Here is an 18381-nt window from a genome sequence, read left to right as displayed (position 1 = left end):
CATTAAAGACAGTAAGGTTTTTATATAATTAATCTATTGTTAATAAAATGGTTAGTGTCTTTGTAAAATGTTTGTAGTGTATAAAATACACTTTTTTTGAATAAAATGTTTTTTATTTATTATTTTCAGATTATTATTGTCTTTAAATAATAAATAAGATGAATAATATTTACTCAATTAAAGACCAAACAGCAAATCCTGGACCGCTTGGTTTGTATGGATTTGCCATGACTACAATTTTACTAAATATTCATAACGCAGGTTTTTTTCCCGTCAATAGTATGATCATGGGAATGGGAGTTTTCTTTGGAGGCGGAGCGCAGTTTGTAGCTGGAGTGATGGAATGGAAAAAAGGAAATAACTTTGGTAGCATTGCTTTTATGTCTTATGGAGCATTTTGGTTATCACTTGTTTTTACTTGGTTAGCACCAATGTTTGGAGTGGAAAAAGCCGACGGAAATTCGATGGGTTGCTATTTAGGAATGTGGGGATTTTTTTCCTTAATTAATTTTTTACAAACGTTAAAAGGTAGTTTGGTTGGTAAATTACTATTTGGATCATTAACCTTATTATTCTTTTTATTGGCTGCTGCAAACTTTACGGGTGACGAAGCTATCCTAAATTTTGCTGGTTGGACCGGAATTATTTGTGGATTTATAGCTTTTTACGAAGCATCGGCTATTATGATTAATCAGAAGTACGAAAAAACAATTCTTCCATTATAAAATAAACATAAAAAAAATCCTTTCGCAAAACTGCGAAAGGATTTTTTTATATAAAGAATAACGAATTATTTATTAAACATTGGTGCTAAAAATTTTTTCCAAATAAATAGTAAAATCAACGCTCCTAAAATAGAGAACATCCAATCAAATGGACTAAAGAAACTTACTTCTCCATCATGAGAAATTCCTAATATAGTTCGCATATAAGCTCCTAAATAAGCACCAACAATACCAATTAAAGCTGTTACCCAAAAACCTCCTGGATCTTTTCCTGGCATGATGGCTTTTGCAATTCCTGCACAAATAAGCCCGAAAACAAGGTAAACTAAGAAGCTCCAAACTCCTGTAATAGTCAACATAATAAATGAAGTTGTCATCATAATTAATAATATTTTTAAAGGTTGTAAAATAATGTTAAGCAAAACTTAACTAAAATCGTTCCAAAAAGATAAGAAAACTTTTTTGTATTTTTGTATTACTTATAAAATAAATTATATGTCTTTAATAAAATCAATTTCGGGTTTTCGTGGAACAATCGGAGGAAAGCCAGGAGATAACTTAACGCCCATTGATGCAGTAAAATTTGCTGCTGCTTACGGAACATGGTTAAAAAATCAATCAACTCAATCAGAGTATAAAGTGATTGTTGGCCGTGATGCTCGTATTTCAGGTCAAATGGTTTCTCAATTAGTTTGTTCTACTTTACAGGGATTGGGTATAAATGTGGTTGATTTAGGATTGTCTACTACCCCGACAGTCGAAGTAATGGTAACACATTTACACGCAGATGGAGGAATAATCTTAACAGCTTCTCATAATCCAAAAGAATGGAATGCTTTGAAATTGTTAAATGCCAAAGGTGAATTTGTTTCTGCTGAAGATGGTGCACAAATTTTAGCTTTTGCTGATAAAGACGATTATACATTTGCAGAAGTCGATAATTTAGGATCTTACGAAACATTTGATGATGCAATTGACTTACATATCGAGAAAATTTTATCTTTACCTTTAGTTGACGCAGAAGCTATCCGTAACAAAAATTTTAAAGTTGCAATTGATGCAGTAAATTCGACTGGAGGAATAGCAATTCCCAAGTTGTTACAACGCTTAGGAGTGATTCATTACGATATGTATTGTGAACCAAACGGACATTTTCCACACAATCCAGAACCGTTAAAAGAACATTTAGGCGACATCTGTCAAAAGGTGGTTGATGAACAAGCTGATTTTGGAATTGTGGTTGATCCAGATGTAGATCGTTTGGCGATTATAGATGAAAAGGGTGAAATGTTTGGTGAAGAATATACATTGGTTGCAGTGGCAGATTATGTATTGTCCAAAACACCTTCAGCAACGGTTTCTAATTTATCTTCTTCTCGTGCTTTACGCGATGTGACGGAGAAATATGGTCAAAAATATTCGCCTTCAGCAGTTGGAGAAGTGAATGTTGTGGTGGAGATGAAAAATGTTGAAGCTAAAATCGGTGGAGAAGGTAACGGAGGAATTATTTATCCAGAATTACATTACGGACGCGACTCTTTAGTTGGTATCGCTTTATTCTTGACACATTTAGCTGAACGAAATATTCCAGTTTCTGAATTGAGAGCATCTTATCCTGCTTATTTTATGGCAAAAAAGAAAATCGAATTAACTCCAGAAATTAACGTAGACGAATTGTTAATGAAGATTCAAGAAGTTTACAAAAATGAAGAAATCAACACTGTTGATGGTGTTAAAATAGATTTTCCAACCGAATGGGTTCACTTAAGAAAATCGAATACAGAGCCAATTATTCGTATTTACACAGAAAGTACTTCAGAAGAAAATGCGAATAAATTAGCAGATAAAATGATCGAAAGTATCAAAAATATTATTTAAAACAATCTGTTTTAATTGTTTAATAAATGTGCAAAACTCTTACAATTCGTTGTGAATTTTGCACATTTTATTTTGTAAATTAGTTTGATATTATGGACGAAGATTTTTTTAATAACGAACTGATTGAACGTTTTGAACAAATGCTTGAGAATTGTGAGTATAAATATTACGATTCGGAAGATTTGGTCGAAATAATTGAATTCTATATTGAAGTAAATGATAGCGAATATGCCAAACGTGCATTGGATTTTGCAGAGAAAATGCATCCTGAAAATATAGAAATCAAGATAAAGAAGATAGAATATCTACTTTTGATTAATGAGTTGAAACGTTCGGCGAAATTAATTCAAGAACTAAAAGTAATTGCGGCTAATGAATTGGATTATTTATTAGTACAAGCACGTTTTTGGGGAATGAAAAATATGTCTCGAAAAGCAATTCGTTTTTATGAAGAGGCGTTGTCGATAGATGATGATGAAACTGATTTTATTTGCAATTGTATCGGAAACGAATTTTTAAATTTAGATGAAGTTCAGTCAGCTTTAATCGCATTTAGAAAAGCTTTAAAATTTAATCCAGAAAATGACTATTCTTTTTATTCGATTATACAATGCTTCGAAGAAATTCATAATCCAGAAGAATGCATCGACTTTTTGAAAGATTTTATTGATGATAATCCTTATTCTGAAGTAGCTTGGTTGCAACTTGGGTTATTGTATAATCATAAAAAGATGTTTAAAGAAGCTATAAACGCATTAGATTATGTTATTGCAATTAACCCAAACTCTATAGTTGGTCATACGAATAAGGCGTTTTCTTTTGAAGAGTTAGGGGATTACAACAAAGCCATTGAAACGCTAGAAGAAACTTTAGAGTATGATGATTCTCCTGCGTTGACGCATTTTAAAATTGGGGAATTGTATGAAAAATTGAAAAAACCTCAAAAGGCATTAAAAGCTTATCATATTGCCATAAAAGAAGACCCGCAATTGGATAAAGTTTGGGCAAAATCTGCTGCATTGTATGATAAGATGGGAAATTTGGATGAGGCAGAGTATTATATTCAGCGTGCAATTGAGTTAAATGATGACAACTCTGAATATTATACCAATTCTACGTATTATTTCTTGAAACAAATGAAGTTTGAGGAAGCATTAAGTAGTTTAGTAAAATTGGTTGAATTGAAACCTTTGGTTTTTAATACTTGGTTTGCCTATGTAGAGACCTTAATTGCAATTGGAGAATATGAGCAAGCAATTGCAGTTTTGTTAACAGGGGCTTTGAAGAACTTTAACCGAGCCGAATTTTTTTATCAACTAAGTAATGTTTATTATTTGATAGATGAGGATAGACTTGGGAACGAAGCATTAAGAAATGCTTTGAGTATGGATATTACAATCAAAAAAATGATGTTTGAAAATTATCCGATTCTTCAAGATAAAATAAACGATATCTTTGAAAATGATGATTAATTAAATCAAAATAGGTGATCAAATTTGACCGCCTATTATATTATGTTTAAAATTTTTTGTTCTAGAAAAATAATGTGAATAGGAAGTAAAAACCACTAGCTATAAGTGCAGAAACAGGAATTGTCAAAATCCAAGCCCAAAGTAAACTTATTGTTACACCCCAACGAACAGCAGAAACTCGTTTTACCATTCCAACACCAATGATAGAACCTGTGATGACGTGTGTTGTTGATACAGGCATTTTGATGTGTTCTGTAAAGAATAATGTAATTGCTGAAGCTGTTTGTGCAGTAAAACCTTCGATAGGGGTTATTTTTGTAATTTTGTTACCCATTGTTTTAAGAATTTTCATTCCTCCTCCTAATGTTCCTAAAGCGATTGCGGAGAAACATAAAATTGGCACCCAATCATGAATATCAGTACTACTTGAAGTGATGAACCAATCTTTCCAATGAAAGATATCATTCAAAACCCAGTCATTCATATCAGTATTTGCAATGGCAGTTTGGTTTGCAAGTAAAGCGAACGTGATTACTCCCATTACTTTTTGCGAATCATTTAATCCATGACCAATACTTAGCATAGCAGAAGAAAGCAATTGCAATTTTTTGAACCATGCATCAGCTTTATGTGGTTTAGCATTTCTACAAAGATTAAGTGTGATAATGTAAATTACGTTTCCGGCAATTAAACCAATAATCGGTGCAACAAAGATGAAAGCAATTATGGTTAAAATAATTGTACTGTTAACAGCCGAAAAATCGAAACCAGTTGCAGCTAAAGCACCTCCAGCTAATCCTCCAATTAACGTATGCGAGGAAGAGGAAGGAATACCTAATTTCCATGTTAAAATATTCCAAGTAATTGCAGCAGATAGTGCGGCCATAACGACAACAGATGGATTAGATCCAAATGCTACAACGACATCTTCTTTAATAATTTTAGCGATTGTATCTGCGACTCCAAATTCTCCGATGATATATTTTGCTATGAAAAAGGCAACAAAGTTGAAAAATGCAGCCCAAATAACTGCTTGAATTGGAGTGAGTACTTTAGTTGTAACGACTGTTGCAATAGAGTTTGCGGCATCATGAAAACCATTCAAGAAATCAAATAAAATGGCTAAGCCGATAATGATAAATAATACAGTTAGTTGCATTGCGCAAATTTAACAATTTCTTAATTTTAAAATGTCGATTTTGTAAAAATATTTTAAATAAAAAAGGAGCTTAATTTTAAGCTCCTTTAGAAATATAATGTGTTATATAAATAATGTGACAACGTAGTAAATTAATGCAGCTAATAGCGCTGAAACTGGAATGGTTAGTACCCATGCCCAAAGTAAACTAATTGTTACTCCCCAACGTACTGCAGAAACACGTTTTGTTAAACCAACACCAATGATAGATCCTGTGATGGTATGTGTTGTAGAAACTGGGATTCCAAAATGTTCAGAAATGTAAAGTGTCATTGCACCAGAAGTTTCAGCAACTACACCTTCTAATGGTGTAACTTTTGTAATCTTAGATCCCATTGTTTTGATGATTTTCCATCCTCCACCCATCGTACCTAAAGCGATTACGATAAAAGATGTAATAGGAACCCATCCCCAATGCGCAACAAAATACTGAAATTTATCTTCAGCTTGCATGTACTCTGGATCAAAATCCACATTCATATGGTAAAAAATCACTGCAGCTCCAATGATACCCATTACTTTTTGCGCATCATTCATACCGTGTCCTAAAGAGAATAGGGCAGAAGAGACTAATTGTAATTTCTTGAACCACCATTCAGCTCTTGCGGGTTTTGCTTTTTTACAAATATGAAGTGTAAGAATGGTTAAAATCGATGCGATAATCATACCGATTAAAGGTGCTAAAACGATAAAGCAAATAATTGGAATTACTTTTTTGTAAACAATCACATCTTCTCCGCCTGCTGAAAAACCTCCTGCGTGCGCAAGTGCAGCACCAATAAATCCTCCAATCAATGTATGAGAAGAAGAAGATGGTATACCGAATTTCCAAGTCAAAAGATTCCATGAAATGGCAGCGATAATTCCAGCAAGAATAACTTCTAAAGTAATAAAGTTCTCATTTACTGATTTAGCAATCGTATTACCGATTTTAAATTCTCCAATCCAATATACTGAAATAAAGTAGGCAGCAAAGTTAAATACAGCAGCCCATAAAACAGCTTGGAAAGGGGTTAAAACCTTAGTTGCAACAATTGTCGCAATAGAATTTGCAGCGTCATGAAAACCATTAATATAATCAAAAACAAATGCTAAGAAGATAATAGTAATCAATAAGATTCCTGGCGTAGACGTGAGCATGCTCGAAAACGCTGTGAAAAATTCAGTCATATCTTAATGTTTAAGATTTAATTTTACGAATGCTTAACTGCTACTGCTTCTAATACATTTGCAACACTCTTACATTTATCTGTTGCAGATTCTAATGAAGATAAAACTTCCTTGTATTTGATGATGTTTTTGGCATCAGTTTCGTTCTCAAAAATTTCTTGAACCGCTTTATCAAAAATACGATCAGATTTGTTTTCTAATTTATTGATACGCTCACAAATTTCATAAATACGATTCACGTTACTCAAATCTTTCAACTGTTCGATTCCTTCACCGATTAATTGACAAGCTTCTAAGTTAACAGCCGTAATTTTACGAATAGACTTCGTGATTTTATCAACCTGATAAATATTGATGCGATTCGCTGCGCCATTCAAATTGTCAGCAACATAATCAATCGATTTTACCAATTGGTAAATATCTTCTCTGTCAAAAGGAGTAATAAAATTTTTGCTTAACTCTATATTTGTTTTTTGAGTTAAATATTCAATTTTACTTTCGATTTTAGATATTTGAGCAATGTAATCTTCGCGTTCCTCAATTGGAGCATTTACACATTCATGTAACAACTCAGCTAATTTGATTAAACTTTTTGAAGCCTCCTCAAACAAAGGATAAAATACCTTATCCTTTGGAGTAAATAATTTGAAAAATGAGTTTACCGACATTTAAATAATGTTTTGAGGTGCAAAATTAAAGTAATTAATGTTAAGTTAATGTAAAATTAATATGGTTTTAAATCATTTAACTTATTAGTCATTAATTTGTTTGTCAATATCGATATATAAACGAACTAATTTTTCGATTCTGTCAACCGTATATTCTACTTCTGTAAGGAGAGTGAGATATAATGTCTAACGTTTTTGACTGACGTTTGCTAGTTGTATCTGTTCAATTTGATTATTCAATGCAATCGAAATTTTATTGTCAATCGATTGGCGCAATTTATCAAATGATTCCAATTCATTCAAGTTGTTATTCGCAAAACTCTTGGAAGTATGATTTAATAATTTTTTGTACTCAATATTAATTGATTTTAAATCAATTAATTGTTCTTCGTTTAACGTACGATGATTGTTATAGATATAGGTATGAATGGATGTGTTGATAAAATTGATACTCGTCGTGATATTTTGTAAATAGCCAAAAGATTGCACGAATACTTTACACGAGTTAATATTTTCTCTATCCATATCACGCAAAATACGATAGAAATTAGATTTTAATTCTTCGATAGAACTGATTAATTTCTTGATTTTCTTTTTATTTTCTGCTGCGTGCGTTAGGTTTTCAAATTCGATTCCGCGAATACTTAATTCAAAACTATATGCTGATTTTGATAAAGCTTTGCTGATCTGTTTTTTGTTTTTCGTAAAGATTTTTTGAATAGAATCAATATCTTCTTCTGTAAAACTGATGATAATTTCCTCTTTTTCCTTCTTCTTTTTCTTGTAGCTTTGATTTGATTTGAATAAGATAAATCCTAATAACAAAATCATTCCGATAATACCGTACGCTTTTCCAAAGAACATAATTACGGCAACAATAGCAGCCATTGTGAATGCAGAAATTCCAGTTAAAAACCATCCTCCAATAACGTTGAATACTCCTGCTACACGGAAAACAGCACTATCCCTATCCCATGCACGGTCTGCAAATGATGAACCCATTGCAACCATAAAAGTAACGTAAGTTGTAGATAAAGGTAACTTCATCGATGTTCCGATCGAAATTAAGATTGAAGCGACAATTAAATTGATTGAAGCACGAATCATATCAAAAGCTTCTTCATCAGTTGTTTGATCTTTGATAGAAAGATTTTTTTTCGGATTTTCGAAACGTTTGTCTACTTTTAATTGCAATGATTTAGGTAAAATTTTATCAATCAAACCTCCTAATATAATTACAGCTCGAACAATTCCACGTGATAAGAAGTTGGGTTTAAATTTTTCTTCTCCGTCGTTTTGTTTACTTAAATTAAGTTCTGTTTCAATTACATTTCGTGCTTTCTTCGATGTCCAAAGTGTTACAATCATGATAAGACCTGCAATTACTAAATAGTAGGACGGAGCAACAATATCATTATTTGCTAAATCTCCCATCATAAATCCTGTTGGATCTGTAACGCCAGAGGCTGTGAAAATATCGTAAGACTGAATAGCGGCAATTGGTACACCAATAAAGTTAACCAAATCATTTCCAGCAAAAGCTAAAGCTAATGCGAATGTCCCGATGAGGATAATGATTCGTAAAATATTGACTTTAAAGTAGATTAAAGTTTGTGAAACAATTGTCCATAAAACAAAATTAATTCCGATCAATAAAATTTGATTAGCTGAAATCCAACTTTTAATATCTCCACTTAAGAAGGTTAAGTTTTTAGCTCCTTTGATTAATAAGAAAAATGAAATTGCTGTAATTGCAATTCCTCCAAAAATTCCTCCATATTTTTTGATGCGAGCTTCTGAGTTGAATGTAAAGATTAAACGTGTGATGTATTGTATAATCGAACCTAATAAAAAAGATAAAAAGACAGAAAGTATAATGCTAAAAACAATTTCAGATGCTTTTTCTGTATTGATATAATTAAGTATTGTAATGAATGAGTCGTCATTTGTAATAACTTTTATTAAAGCTAAGCAGGTTGCAGCGCCTAATAATTCGAAGATAATAGAAACGGTTGTTGAAGTAGGAAAACCAATGTAGTTAAATAAATCTAAAAGAATAACATCGGCAATCATCACTGCTAAGAAAATAATCATTACATCGTAAAATGTAAACATGGAGGGAGTGAAAATCCCACTTCGGGCAATTTCCATCATTCCACTTGAAAAAACTGCACCAATCAGTAAACCGAATGATGCGATTATCATAATTGTTCTAAAACTTGCAGCTTTAGATCCTATCGCTGAATTTAAAAAATTAACAGCATCATTACTAACTCCTACCATAATGTCTAAAATGGCTAATAGAACGACTGTGACAAGGATAATGATAAATATGAGTTCCATGAAAATGTTTTAAAAATACATAAAGTGCAAAATTCTATGTTTTATTTATATTTAATGTTAATTAATTGTTACTAATGTAAATTTAACTCTAAATGTTTTTTTAAAAGTATCAAAATCAATAGAAAAAAACGAATTATATTTTGTTTTTGAAAAATTAATTGTAGATTTGCATGCCCAAAAAATGGGTTTAATCCAAATTTAAAAGGAAATTTAATTAGTATGCCAACAATTCAACAATTAGTTAGAAAAGGTAGAAAAAAACTAACCAAGAAGAGTAAATCGGCTGCATTGGAATCATGTCCACAACGCCGCGGTGTTTGTACACGTGTTTACACTACAACTCCTAAAAAACCTAACTCAGCAATGCGTAAAGTTGCTCGTGTTAGATTAACAAACGGGAAAGAAGTTAACGCGTACATCGGTGGTGAAGGTCATAATCTTCAAGAGCACTCGATAGTATTGGTTAGAGGTGGTAGAGTTAAAGATTTACCAGGTGTGCGTTACCACATTGTACGTGGAGCGTTAGATACTGCGGGAGTAAACGGACGTACTCAACGTAGAAGTAAGTATGGAGCGAAACGTCCTAAAGATGCTAAAAAATAAATTTAAGGTAAGATGAGAAAGACAAGAGCTAAAAAAAGACCTTTACTTCCAGATCCTAAATTTAATGATCAGTTAGTAACTCGTTTCGTAAACAACTTAATGTACGACGGAAAAAAATCTGTAGCATTCAAAATCTTTTATGATGCGTTAGAAATCGTAGATTCTCGCAAAGAAGATGCTGAAAAAACTTCATTAGACATTTGGAAAGAAGCATTATCTAATGTAATGCCTCACGTAGAAGTACGTTCTCGCCGTGTAGGTGGAGCTACATTCCAAATTCCAATGGAAATTCGCCCAGATCGTAAAATTTCAACAGCAATGAAATGGTTAATCAAATATTCTCGTAACAGAAACGAGAAATCGATGGCTCAAAAATTAGCTGGAGAAATTATTGCAGCTGCTAAAGAAGAAGGTTCTGCCGTTAAAAAACGTCAAGATACTCACAAAATGGCAGAAGCAAATAAAGCATTCTCTCACTTTAGATTCTAATACACGATGGCAAGAGATTTAAAATACACAAGAAATATTGGTATTGCTGCTCACATCGATGCAGGAAAAACTACGACTACAGAGCGTATCTTATTCTATTCAGGTAAGAACCACAAGTTAGGAGAAACTCACGAAGGATCAGCTACAACTGACTGGATGGAGCAAGAAGCAGAAAGAGGGATTACAATTACTTCTGCTGCTGTTACTGTTGATTGGACTTTCCCAACAGAGCAAGGTAAACCATTACCAGATGCTAAAGGATACCACTTTAATATTATCGATACTCCTGGTCACGTTGACTTTACAGTAGAGGTAAACCGCTCTTTACGTGTTTTAGACGGTTTAGTTTTCTTATTTTCAGCAGTAGATGGAGTTGAACCTCAGTCTGAAACAAACTGGCGTTTAGCAGATAACTATAAAGTTCCTCGTTTAGGATTCGTTAACAAAATGGACCGTCAAGGAGCTGACTTCTTAAATGTTTGTCGTCAAGTACGTGAGATGTTAGGATCAAATGCTGTTCCTATCGTTTTACCAATCGGTGATGAAGCTGACTTTAAAGGAGTGGTTGATTTGATTAAAAACCGTGCAATTGTATGGCATGATGAGAATCATGGTTCTACATTTGATGTTGTTGAAATCCCAGCTGATATGGTTGACGATGTAAGACAATTCCGTGGTCAATTAATCGAAGAAGTAGCTGCGTACGATGAAAACTTATTAGAGAAGTACATGGAAGATGAAAATTCTATTACTGAAGAAGAAGTTCATGCTGCTTTACGTGCTGCAACATTAGATATGTCTATCATCCCAATGACTTGTGGATCTTCGTTCAAAAACAAAGGTGTACAGTTCATGTTAGATGCTGTTTGTCGTTACTTACCATCTCCGATGGACAAAGAAGCGATTCCAGGGACAGATCCAAAAACAGATGAGGAAATCTCTAGAAAACCATCTGTAGATGAGCCGTTCTCAGCATTAGCATTTAAAATTGCTACTGACCCATTCGTAGGTCGTTTAGCTTTCTTCCGTGCTTATTCTGGACACTTAGATGCAGGTTCATACGTGTTAAATACTCGTTCTGGTAATAAAGAACGTATTTCTCGTATCTTCCAAATGCACGCTCAAAAACAAGAGCCAATCGAATACATCGAAGCTGGTGACATTGGAGCTGCAGTAGGATTCAAAGATATCAAAACAGGAGATACTTTATGTGACGAAAAAGCACCTATCGTATTAGAGTCTATGGACTTCCCAGATCCAGTAATTGGTATCGCAGTTGAGCCTAAAACAAAAGCAGACGTTGATAAATTAGGTATGGCTTTAGCTAAATTAGCTGAAGAAGACCCAACATTCCAAGTAAAAACTGATGAGGCTTCAGGTCAAACAGTTATTTCTGGTATGGGTGAGTTACACTTAGATATCATCGTTGACCGTTTAAAACGTGAATTCAAAGTAGAGGTTAACCAAGGTGAGCCTCAAGTAGAGTACAAAGAATCATTCTCAAGACCAGCAGATCACCGTGAAGTTTACAAAAAACAATCTGGTGGACGTGGTAAATTTGCTGATATCGTTTTCACAATGGGACCAGCAGATGAAGGTAAAACAGGTTTAGAATTCGTTTCTGAGATAAAAGGTGGTAACGTTCCAAAAGAATTTATCCCTTCTATTGAGAAAGGTTTCAAAGCTGCAATGAAGAATGGACCTTTAGCAGGATTCGAAATGGATTCGTTAAAAGTTACTTTAAAAGATGGATCTTTCCACCCTGTGGATTCTGACCAATTATCTTTCGAGTTAGCTGCTCAAATGGGGTACAAAGCTGCTGCTAAAGCTGCTGGTGCTCAAATTTTAGAGCCTATCATGAAGTTAGAGGTTTTAACTCCAGAAGAAAACATGGGTGACATCGTTGGTGACTTGAACAGAAGACGTGGACAAGTTTCTGGTATGGATGATAGAAATAACGCAAAAGTTATTAAAGCTATGGTTCCATTAGCAGAAATGTTCGGATACGTAACATCATTACGTACATTATCTTCTGGTCGTGCTACATCGACTATGGAATTCGATCACTACGCTCCAGCGCCAACAAATGTGGCTGAAGCTGTAATCGCTAAAGCAAAAGGTAACGCTTAATTCAAGAAAAATGAGTCAAAAAATTAGAATAAAATTAAAATCTTACGATTATTCTTTAGTTGATAAATCAGCTGAAAAAATCGTAAAAACTGTTAAAGCGACAGGAGCTGTTGTGAATGGTCCTATTCCATTACCAACTCACAAAAGAATCTTTACAGTTTTAAGATCTCCACACGTAAACAAAAAATCTCGTGAGCAATTTCAATTATCAGCTCACAAAAGATTATTAGACATCTATTCATCTTCATCTAAAACAGTTGATGCTTTGATGAAATTAGAATTACCTAGTGGTGTTGAAGTAGAAATTAAAGTGTAGTTAAACAACGCTTTAAATAAATATAAGCCTCGAGACGTGCACATCTCGAGGCTTTTTTGTAAGATATATTTGGAATCAGTTTTTAACATTGTTTTTCTCGGTTTGTAATCTTTTGAAAAATAATTAATTGAAAGTTTGTGGTTTACAAAATAATTCTTACATTTGCATGCTAATTTTAGAGAAGATCTCTAGTGTTCGAAAGTGCACATTCTCTAAAATAATAAACAAATTATTAACATATTTTAATCAAATGTCAGGTATCATTGGTAAAAAAATCGCGATGACTAGCTTATTTGATGAGAACGGGAAAAATATTCCTGTGACTATCGTAGAAGCTGGGCCATGTGTGGTTACTCAAGTCAGAACCGTAGAGAAAGATGGGTACGTTGCTGCTCAACTTGGTTTCGATGACGCAAAAGAAAAAAACACGACTAATGCTTTAAAAGGTCACTTTAAAAAAGCAGGAACTACTCCAAAACGTAAGTTAGTTGAGTTTTACGGTGAAGAATTCGTAAACTCTTTAACATTAGGAGGAGAAGTTAACGTTGAGTTATTCAACGAAGGAGAATTTGTAAGTGTTACAGGTACTTCAAAAGGAAAAGGTTTCCAAGGTGTAGTTAAACGTCATGGTTTCGGTGGAGTAGGTCAAGCTACACACGGTCAACATAACCGTTTAAGAGCTCCAGGTTCTATCGGTGCTGGTTCAGATCCATCTCGTGTATTCAAAGGAATGCGTATGGCTGGAAGAATGGGTGGTAAACAAGTTACTGTTCAGAACTTAAAAGTACTTAAAGTGGATACTGAGAAAAATCTTTTAATTGTTAAAGGTGCTATCCCAGGTCCTAAAAATTCATACGTAATCGTTAGAAGATGGAAGTAGTAGTATTAAACATCAAAGGTCAAGAAACTGGAAGAACAGTATCTTTAGACGAGGCAGTTTTCGGAATTGAGCCTTCTACACACACAGTGTACTTAGAAGTTAAGCAATATTTAGCAGCTCAACGCCAAGGAACTCACAAAGCAAAAGAAAGAGCTGAGATTGCGGGATCTACTCGTAAAATCAAAAAACAAAAAGGAACTGGTACAGCTCGTGCAGGTTCTATTAAATCTCCAGTGTTTAGAGGAGGAGGAAGAATTTTTGGGCCACGTCCAAGAAACTATTCTTTCAAATTAAATAAAGCACAAAAGAGATTAGCTAAAAAATCTGTGTTATCACAAAAATTAGCTGAGAACGAAATCAAAGTTGTTGAGAACTTCTCATTTGAAGCTCCAAAAACGAAAGACTTCAAAACAGTTTTAGCTGATTTAGGATTAGAGAACACAAAATCTTTATTCGTTTTAGGAGAGTCTAATAACAATGTATATTTATCTTCTCGTAACTTGCAAAAAGTTAAAGTTGTTACAACTGAGGAATTAAATGTATTTGATTTAATCAATGCTTCTCAAATCGTATTTTTAGAAGGTTCTTTAGCAACAGTTCAAGAAAATTTAACAAAATAAGACGAAGAAAATGGGAATCATAATTAAACCAGTAATTTCAGAAAAAGCTACAAATAACAGTGAGTTATTAGGGCAATATTCGTTTTATGTAGACACAAAAGCTAACAAAATTCAAATCAAAGATGCTGTAGAAAAAACGTACGGTGTATCTGTGGTTTCTGTTAGTACTTTAGTTTCTGCTCCAAAAGTGAAAACTCGTTACACAAAAACAGGTTTTCAAACTGGAAAAACAAATAAGTTGAAAAAAGCGATCGTTAGCTTAGCTGAAGGTCAAGAAATAGAGTTGTTCGGATAATTTAAGAATTAAAAAATGTCAGTAAGAAAATTAAAACCTATCACCCCGGGACAACGTTTTAGAGTGGTTAATGAATTTGCGGCAGTAGACAAAGGTGCTAAGCCAGAAAAGACATTAGTTGAAGGAAAATCTAAATCGGGTGGACGTAACAACACTGGTAAAATGACAATGCGTTATATCGGTGGTGGACACAAACAAAAATATCGTATCATCGACTTCAAACGTGATAAAGAAGGTGCTGCAACTGTAGAATCTGTACAATACGATCCAAACAGAACTGCATTCATCGCTTTATTATCTTACGAAGATGGTGAAAAACGTTACATTATTGCTCAAAATGGTTTGAAAGCTGGACAAGTAATTGTTTCAGGAGATAACGTAGAACCAGAAGTAGGTAATGCTATGAAGCTTAAAAACATCCCATTAGGTACAGTAATCTCTTGTATTGAGTTACGTCCAGGGCAAGGAGCGGTTATGGCAAGAAGTGCAGGTACTTATGCTCAATTAGTTGCGCGTGATGGTAAATATGCTATCGTTAAGTTACCAAGTGGTGAATCAAGAATGATTTTAGTGGAGTGTAAAGCAACAGTAGGTGTTGTTTCTAACACAGATCATCAGTTAGAAGTTTCTGGTAAAGCAGGACGTTCAAGATGGCAAGGTCGTCGTCCAAGAACTCGTGCAATGGTTATGAACCCAGTTGATCACCCAATGGGTGGTGGTGAAGGTCGTGCGACAGGAGGTATCCCTCGTTCTCGTAACGGTATTCCAGCTAAAGGTTACAAAACTCGTGACAAAAAGAAAGCGTCTAACAAATATATTGTTGAAAGAAGAAAAAAATAATTTATGGCACGTTCATTAAAAAAAGGACCATTCATCCACTATAAATTAGAAAAGAAAGTTTTAGCTAACGTAGAAGCGGGTAGCAAAAACGTGATCAAAACATGGTCAAGAGCATCTATGATTTCTCCTGATTTTGTTGGTCAAACTATCGCAGTACACAACGGGAAACAATTTATCCCAGTTTATGTAACTGAGAATATGGTAGGTCATAAATTAGGTGAGTTCGCTCCTACACGTACTTTTAGAGGTCATGCCGGAGCTAAAAACAAAGGAAAAAAATAGTAGAAGGCCATGGGATCTAGAAAAAGATTAAGTAACGAAAAAATCAAAGAAGCTAACAAGCAGTTGGCTTTTGCGAAATTAAATAATGTTCCTACTTCTCCTCGTAAGATGAGATTAGTAGTAGATATTATCCGTGGAGTTGAAATTCAAAAAGCTTTAGGTATTTTAAAATATACTAAAAACCACGCTTCAATCCGTTTAGAAAAATTGTTATTAAGCGCTATCGCTAACTGGCAAATCAAAAACGAAGGAGCTGATGTAGAAGAAGCTGGATTATATGTAAAAGAAATCTCTGTTGACAGTGCACGTCAATTAAAAAGAATTCGTACTGCTCCTCAAGGTAGAGCACATAGAATCAGAAAACGTTCAAACCATGTGACTTTGGTTTTAGGAACTAAAGAAGATAAACAAAAAGTACAAGATTAATAGATATGGGACAAAAAACTAATCCAATCGGAAATCGTTTAGGAATCATCAGAGGATGGGATTCTAACTGGTACGGTGGAAATGATTACGGTGATAAAATTGCAGAAGATGCAAAAATTCGTACTTATTTAAGAGCGCGTTTATCTAAAGCCGGTGTTTCTCGTATTTATATCGATCGTACTTTAAAATTAGTTACAGTTACAGTAACTACTGCTCGTCCAGGTATCATCATTGGTAAAGGTGGACAAGAAGTTGACAAATTAAAAGAAGAGTTAAAGAAAATCACTGGTAAAGAGGTTCAAATTAACATCTTCGAAATTAAGAGACCAGAATTAGATGCAATCTTAGTAGGTGATAGTATCGCTCGTCAAATTGAGAATCGTATTTCTTACCGTCGTGCAATCAAAATGGCTATTCAATCTGCAATGAGAATGAACGCTGAAGGAATTAAAGTTCAAATCTCTGGTCGTTTAAACGGTGCAGAGATGGCACGTTCTGAAACTTATAAAGACGGACGTATTCCTTTGTCTACATTCCGTGCAGACATTGATTACCACATTTCAGAAGCTCATACAACTTACGGTCGTTTAGGGATCAAAGTATGGATCATGAAAGGTGAAGTATATGGTAAGAGAGAATTATCTCCATTAGTTGGTTTACAGAAAAAACAAAAAAAATCTGATAACAACAGAAAAGGAGGTGAGAGATCTAATAATAGAAAGCGATAATTTAGTTTAACAACTAACATAAAGAATTAAGTAGATATGTTATCACCGAGAAGAGTAAAGTTTAGAAAAACCCAAAAAGGTAAGATGAAAGGTGTTTCTCACAGAGGAACTCAATTAGCTTACGGGACTTTCGGGATCAAATCTTTAGACGAAGCGTTTATTACAGCACGTCAAATCGAGGCAGCTCGTATTGCTGCAACTCGTTTCATGAAGAGAGAGGGTCAATTATGGATTAAAATATTTCCAGATAAACCAATTACTAAGAAACCAGCAGAGGTACGTATGGGTAAAGGTAAAGGTGCACCAGAATATTGGGTAGCTCCTGTACAACCAGGTCGTATCTTATTCGAAGTAGGAGGTGTGCCAGTAGAGGTTGCATCTGAAGCATTGCGTTTAGCAGCTCAGAAGTTACCTGTTAAGACTAAGTTTATCGTTGCACGTGATTTCCAAAATTAATAATTTCAAAAATTAAGAAAAAATGAAAGCAGCAGATATTAGAAATCTAAGTGTAGAGGAGTTACAAGCTAAAATAGCTGAAGAACAAGCGAACTACGATCAATTAAAATTGACGAACGCTGTTTCTCCTGTAGCAAATCCAATCGGTATTAGAGACTTACGCAGAACAATTGCTCGTTTGAATACCGTGTTAAACGAAAAACAATCATAACAGTAATCTGTAACTGATGGAAAGAAAATTAAGAAAAGAAAGAGTAGGTTTAGTTACATCTAACAAAATGGAAAAAACCATTGTTGTAGCTGAAACGAAGAAACAAAAGCACCCATTTTATGGGAAATTCGTTTTAAAAACGAAGAAATATACAGCGCACGACGAATCTAACGAATGTAACGAAGGTGACACAGTGCGTATCATGGAAACTCGTCCTTTGTCTAAAAACAAAAGATGGAGATTAGTAGAAATCATTGAAAGAGCTAAATAATATAAGTTATGTTACAACAAGAATCTAGATTAAAAGTTGCAGATAACACAGGAGCTCGTGAAGCATTAGTAATCCGCGTTTTAGGTGGTACTAAAAAAAGATACGCATCAGTAGGTGACAAAATCGTAGTTGCAATCAAGGAAGCTACACCTGCAGGAAACGTTAAAAAAGGTGCTGTATCAAAAGCTGTTGTAGTTAGAACTAAAAAAGAAGTTCGTAGAAAAGACGGTTCATATATCCGTTTCGACGATAATGCATGTGTATTATTGAACACTCAAGGAGAAATGCGTGGAACTCGTGTATTCGGTCCAGTTGCTCGTGAGTTACGTGATAAAGAATATATGAAAATTGTATCATTAGCCCCAGAGGTATTATAATAG

General features: G+C 34.1%; 23 protein-coding genes. 18 read left to right on the top strand and 5 right to left on the bottom strand.

The features are described from left to right. Positions 1–158 precede the first annotated feature (158 nt). Positions 159–725 (top strand): acetate uptake transporter, encoded by a 567-nt coding sequence (locus tag Q0616_RS10260; RefSeq protein WP_171623131.1) that lies wholly within the window; start codon positions 159–161, stop codon positions 723–725. Positions 726–790: 65 nt separating this feature from the next. Here Q0616_RS10260 and Q0616_RS10255 read toward each other — a convergent pair whose 3' ends face one another. After that, complete coding sequence (locus tag Q0616_RS10255; protein WP_260544502.1) at positions 791–1105, bottom strand: GlsB/YeaQ/YmgE family stress response membrane protein; 315 nt, start codon at positions 1103–1105, stop codon at positions 791–793. Positions 1106–1220: 115 nt separating this feature from the next. Here Q0616_RS10255 and glmM point away from each other — a divergent pair, with 115 nt between their 5' ends. Both glmM and Q0616_RS10245 read left to right on the top strand, forming a co-directional pair. Then, the gene (gene glmM / locus Q0616_RS10250; protein ID WP_188319619.1) at positions 1221–2603 is read left to right on the top strand and encodes a phosphoglucosamine mutase; all 1383 of its coding nucleotides are present in this window, start codon (positions 1221–1223) and stop codon (positions 2601–2603) included. 92 nt (positions 2604–2695) lie between these two features. After that, positions 2696–4075: a tetratricopeptide repeat protein gene (locus tag Q0616_RS10245; RefSeq protein WP_298776840.1), complete on the top strand. Its 1380-nt coding sequence runs from the start codon at positions 2696–2698 to the stop codon at positions 4073–4075. 61 nt (positions 4076–4136) lie between these two features. On the opposite strand, the gene Q0616_RS10240 is transcribed toward Q0616_RS10245, so the two are convergent. From Q0616_RS10240 to Q0616_RS10225, 4 genes are all read right to left on the bottom strand, one after another. Continuing rightward, positions 4137–5234 (bottom strand): inorganic phosphate transporter, encoded by a 1098-nt coding sequence (locus Q0616_RS10240; protein ID WP_260544496.1) that lies wholly within the window; start codon positions 5232–5234, stop codon positions 4137–4139. Positions 5235–5336: 102 nt separating this feature from the next. Beyond that, positions 5337–6443, bottom strand: coding sequence for an inorganic phosphate transporter (locus tag Q0616_RS10235; RefSeq protein ID WP_225539827.1), 1107 nt, complete (start codon positions 6441–6443; stop codon positions 5337–5339). A 23-nt stretch (positions 6444–6466) separates the two neighbouring features. Then, positions 6467–7111: a DUF47 family protein gene (locus Q0616_RS10230; protein ID WP_286482997.1), complete on the bottom strand. Its 645-nt coding sequence runs from the start codon at positions 7109–7111 to the stop codon at positions 6467–6469. Positions 7112–7297: 186 nt separating this feature from the next. Beyond that, positions 7298–9454, bottom strand: coding sequence for an inorganic phosphate transporter (locus Q0616_RS10225; protein WP_298776836.1), 2157 nt, complete (start codon positions 9452–9454; stop codon positions 7298–7300). 219 nt (positions 9455–9673) lie between these two features. Between Q0616_RS10225 and rpsL the strand changes: the two genes are divergently transcribed. The 15 genes from rpsL to rplN all read left to right on the top strand — a co-directional run bounded on the left by rpsL (position 9674) and on the right by rplN (position 18378). Next, positions 9674–10057 (top strand): 30S ribosomal protein S12, encoded by a 384-nt coding sequence (gene rpsL / locus Q0616_RS10220; RefSeq protein WP_019974211.1) that lies wholly within the window; start codon positions 9674–9676, stop codon positions 10055–10057. A gap of 12 nt (positions 10058–10069) precedes the next feature. Next, positions 10070–10546 carry a 30S ribosomal protein S7 gene (gene rpsG / locus Q0616_RS10215; RefSeq protein ID WP_019974210.1) on the top strand — a complete coding sequence of 159 codons (477 nt, stop codon included), beginning with the start codon at positions 10070–10072 and terminating at the stop codon, positions 10544–10546. Positions 10547–10552: 6 nt separating this feature from the next. Then, the gene (gene fusA, locus Q0616_RS10210; RefSeq protein WP_260544489.1) at positions 10553–12676 is read left to right on the top strand and encodes an elongation factor G; all 2124 of its coding nucleotides are present in this window, start codon (positions 10553–10555) and stop codon (positions 12674–12676) included. Between the two features lie 10 nt (positions 12677–12686). Next, the gene (rpsJ, locus tag Q0616_RS10205) at positions 12687–12992 is read left to right on the top strand and encodes a 30S ribosomal protein S10 (RefSeq protein ID WP_019974208.1); all 306 of its coding nucleotides are present in this window, start codon (positions 12687–12689) and stop codon (positions 12990–12992) included. A 250-nt stretch (positions 12993–13242) separates the two neighbouring features. Continuing rightward, positions 13243–13872: a 50S ribosomal protein L3 gene (rplC, locus tag Q0616_RS10200; protein WP_026357390.1), complete on the top strand. Its 630-nt coding sequence runs from the start codon at positions 13243–13245 to the stop codon at positions 13870–13872. Next, positions 13863–14492: a 50S ribosomal protein L4 gene (gene rplD, locus Q0616_RS10195; protein WP_284584156.1), complete on the top strand. Its 630-nt coding sequence runs from the start codon at positions 13863–13865 to the stop codon at positions 14490–14492. The genes rplC and rplD overlap by 10 nt, the downstream gene beginning before the upstream one ends. 10 nt (positions 14493–14502) lie before the next feature. Continuing rightward, positions 14503–14787, top strand: a complete 285-nt coding sequence (gene rplW, locus Q0616_RS10190; protein ID WP_171623140.1) for a 50S ribosomal protein L23 — start codon at positions 14503–14505, stop codon at positions 14785–14787. Positions 14788–14802: 15 nt separating this feature from the next. Then, positions 14803–15627, top strand: a complete 825-nt coding sequence (gene rplB / locus Q0616_RS10185) for a 50S ribosomal protein L2 (RefSeq protein WP_225541310.1) — start codon at positions 14803–14805, stop codon at positions 15625–15627. 3 nt (positions 15628–15630) lie between these two features. Further along, entirely contained in the window at positions 15631–15909 is a 279-nt protein-coding gene (gene rpsS, locus Q0616_RS10180) for a 30S ribosomal protein S19 (protein WP_171623142.1), read from the top strand. Positions 15910–15918: 9 nt separating this feature from the next. Beyond that, a complete protein-coding gene (gene rplV / locus Q0616_RS10175) occupies positions 15919–16335 on the top strand; it encodes a 50S ribosomal protein L22 (protein WP_171623143.1) in 417 nt (138 codons plus the stop codon). A 5-nt stretch (positions 16336–16340) separates the two neighbouring features. Continuing rightward, positions 16341–17063, top strand: coding sequence for a 30S ribosomal protein S3 (gene rpsC / locus Q0616_RS10170; protein WP_019974200.1), 723 nt, complete (start codon positions 16341–16343; stop codon positions 17061–17063). Between the two features lie 36 nt (positions 17064–17099). Then, complete coding sequence (gene rplP, locus Q0616_RS10165) at positions 17100–17519, top strand: 50S ribosomal protein L16 (protein ID WP_171623144.1); 420 nt, start codon at positions 17100–17102, stop codon at positions 17517–17519. Between the two features lie 22 nt (positions 17520–17541). Then, positions 17542–17730 (top strand): 50S ribosomal protein L29, encoded by a 189-nt coding sequence (gene rpmC, locus Q0616_RS10160; protein ID WP_038335494.1) that lies wholly within the window; start codon positions 17542–17544, stop codon positions 17728–17730. A 16-nt stretch (positions 17731–17746) separates the two neighbouring features. After that, on the top strand, positions 17747–18001 hold the full coding sequence (gene rpsQ / locus Q0616_RS10155) for a 30S ribosomal protein S17 (RefSeq protein ID WP_171623145.1): 255 nt from the start codon (positions 17747–17749) through the stop codon (positions 17999–18001). 8 nt (positions 18002–18009) lie between these two features. Continuing rightward, the gene (gene rplN, locus Q0616_RS10150) at positions 18010–18378 is read left to right on the top strand and encodes a 50S ribosomal protein L14 (RefSeq protein WP_171623146.1); all 369 of its coding nucleotides are present in this window, start codon (positions 18010–18012) and stop codon (positions 18376–18378) included. Positions 18379–18381: the final 3 nt, after the last annotated feature.

Source organism: uncultured Empedobacter sp., from assembly GCF_937930195.1.
GTDB lineage: Bacteria > Bacteroidota > Bacteroidia > Flavobacteriales > Weeksellaceae > Empedobacter > Empedobacter stercoris.
The sequence above is the reverse complement of the archived record's forward strand: the minus strand, read 5'-3'. Positions and strand labels throughout refer to the sequence as shown.

What these genes read in the sequence shown, in the direction of transcription:
- Q0616_RS10260 (WP_171623131.1), top strand. Translation starts at nt 159, where the DNA reads ATGAATAATATTTACTCAATTAAAGACCAAACAGCAAATCCTGGACCG.
- Q0616_RS10255 (WP_260544502.1), bottom strand. Translation starts at nt 1,105, where the DNA reads ATGATGACAACTTCATTTATTATGTTGACTATTACAGGAGTTTGGAGC.
- glmM (WP_188319619.1), top strand. Translation starts at nt 1,221, where the DNA reads ATGTCTTTAATAAAATCAATTTCGGGTTTTCGTGGAACAATCGGAGGA.
- Q0616_RS10245 (WP_298776840.1), top strand. Translation starts at nt 2,696, where the DNA reads ATGGACGAAGATTTTTTTAATAACGAACTGATTGAACGTTTTGAACAA.
- Q0616_RS10240 (WP_260544496.1), bottom strand. Translation starts at nt 5,234, where the DNA reads ATGCAACTAACTGTATTATTTATCATTATCGGCTTAGCCATTTTATTT.
- Q0616_RS10235 (WP_225539827.1), bottom strand. Translation starts at nt 6,443, where the DNA reads ATGACTGAATTTTTCACAGCGTTTTCGAGCATGCTCACGTCTACGCCA.
- Q0616_RS10230 (WP_286482997.1), bottom strand. Translation starts at nt 7,111, where the DNA reads ATGTCGGTAAACTCATTTTTCAAATTATTTACTCCAAAGGATAAGGTA.
- Q0616_RS10225 (WP_298776836.1), bottom strand. Translation starts at nt 9,454, where the DNA reads ATGGAACTCATATTTATCATTATCCTTGTCACAGTCGTTCTATTAGCC.
- rpsL (WP_019974211.1), top strand. Translation starts at nt 9,674, where the DNA reads ATGCCAACAATTCAACAATTAGTTAGAAAAGGTAGAAAAAAACTAACC.
- rpsG (WP_019974210.1), top strand. Translation starts at nt 10,070, where the DNA reads ATGAGAAAGACAAGAGCTAAAAAAAGACCTTTACTTCCAGATCCTAAA.
- fusA (WP_260544489.1), top strand. Translation starts at nt 10,553, where the DNA reads ATGGCAAGAGATTTAAAATACACAAGAAATATTGGTATTGCTGCTCAC.
- rpsJ (WP_019974208.1), top strand. Translation starts at nt 12,687, where the DNA reads ATGAGTCAAAAAATTAGAATAAAATTAAAATCTTACGATTATTCTTTA.
- rplC (WP_026357390.1), top strand. Translation starts at nt 13,243, where the DNA reads ATGTCAGGTATCATTGGTAAAAAAATCGCGATGACTAGCTTATTTGAT.
- rplD (WP_284584156.1), top strand. Translation starts at nt 13,863, where the DNA reads ATGGAAGTAGTAGTATTAAACATCAAAGGTCAAGAAACTGGAAGAACA.
- rplW (WP_171623140.1), top strand. Translation starts at nt 14,503, where the DNA reads ATGGGAATCATAATTAAACCAGTAATTTCAGAAAAAGCTACAAATAAC.
- rplB (WP_225541310.1), top strand. Translation starts at nt 14,803, where the DNA reads ATGTCAGTAAGAAAATTAAAACCTATCACCCCGGGACAACGTTTTAGA.
- rpsS (WP_171623142.1), top strand. Translation starts at nt 15,631, where the DNA reads ATGGCACGTTCATTAAAAAAAGGACCATTCATCCACTATAAATTAGAA.
- rplV (WP_171623143.1), top strand. Translation starts at nt 15,919, where the DNA reads ATGGGATCTAGAAAAAGATTAAGTAACGAAAAAATCAAAGAAGCTAAC.
- rpsC (WP_019974200.1), top strand. Translation starts at nt 16,341, where the DNA reads ATGGGACAAAAAACTAATCCAATCGGAAATCGTTTAGGAATCATCAGA.
- rplP (WP_171623144.1), top strand. Translation starts at nt 17,100, where the DNA reads ATGTTATCACCGAGAAGAGTAAAGTTTAGAAAAACCCAAAAAGGTAAG.
- rpmC (WP_038335494.1), top strand. Translation starts at nt 17,542, where the DNA reads ATGAAAGCAGCAGATATTAGAAATCTAAGTGTAGAGGAGTTACAAGCT.
- rpsQ (WP_171623145.1), top strand. Translation starts at nt 17,747, where the DNA reads ATGGAAAGAAAATTAAGAAAAGAAAGAGTAGGTTTAGTTACATCTAAC.
- rplN (WP_171623146.1), top strand. Translation starts at nt 18,010, where the DNA reads ATGTTACAACAAGAATCTAGATTAAAAGTTGCAGATAACACAGGAGCT.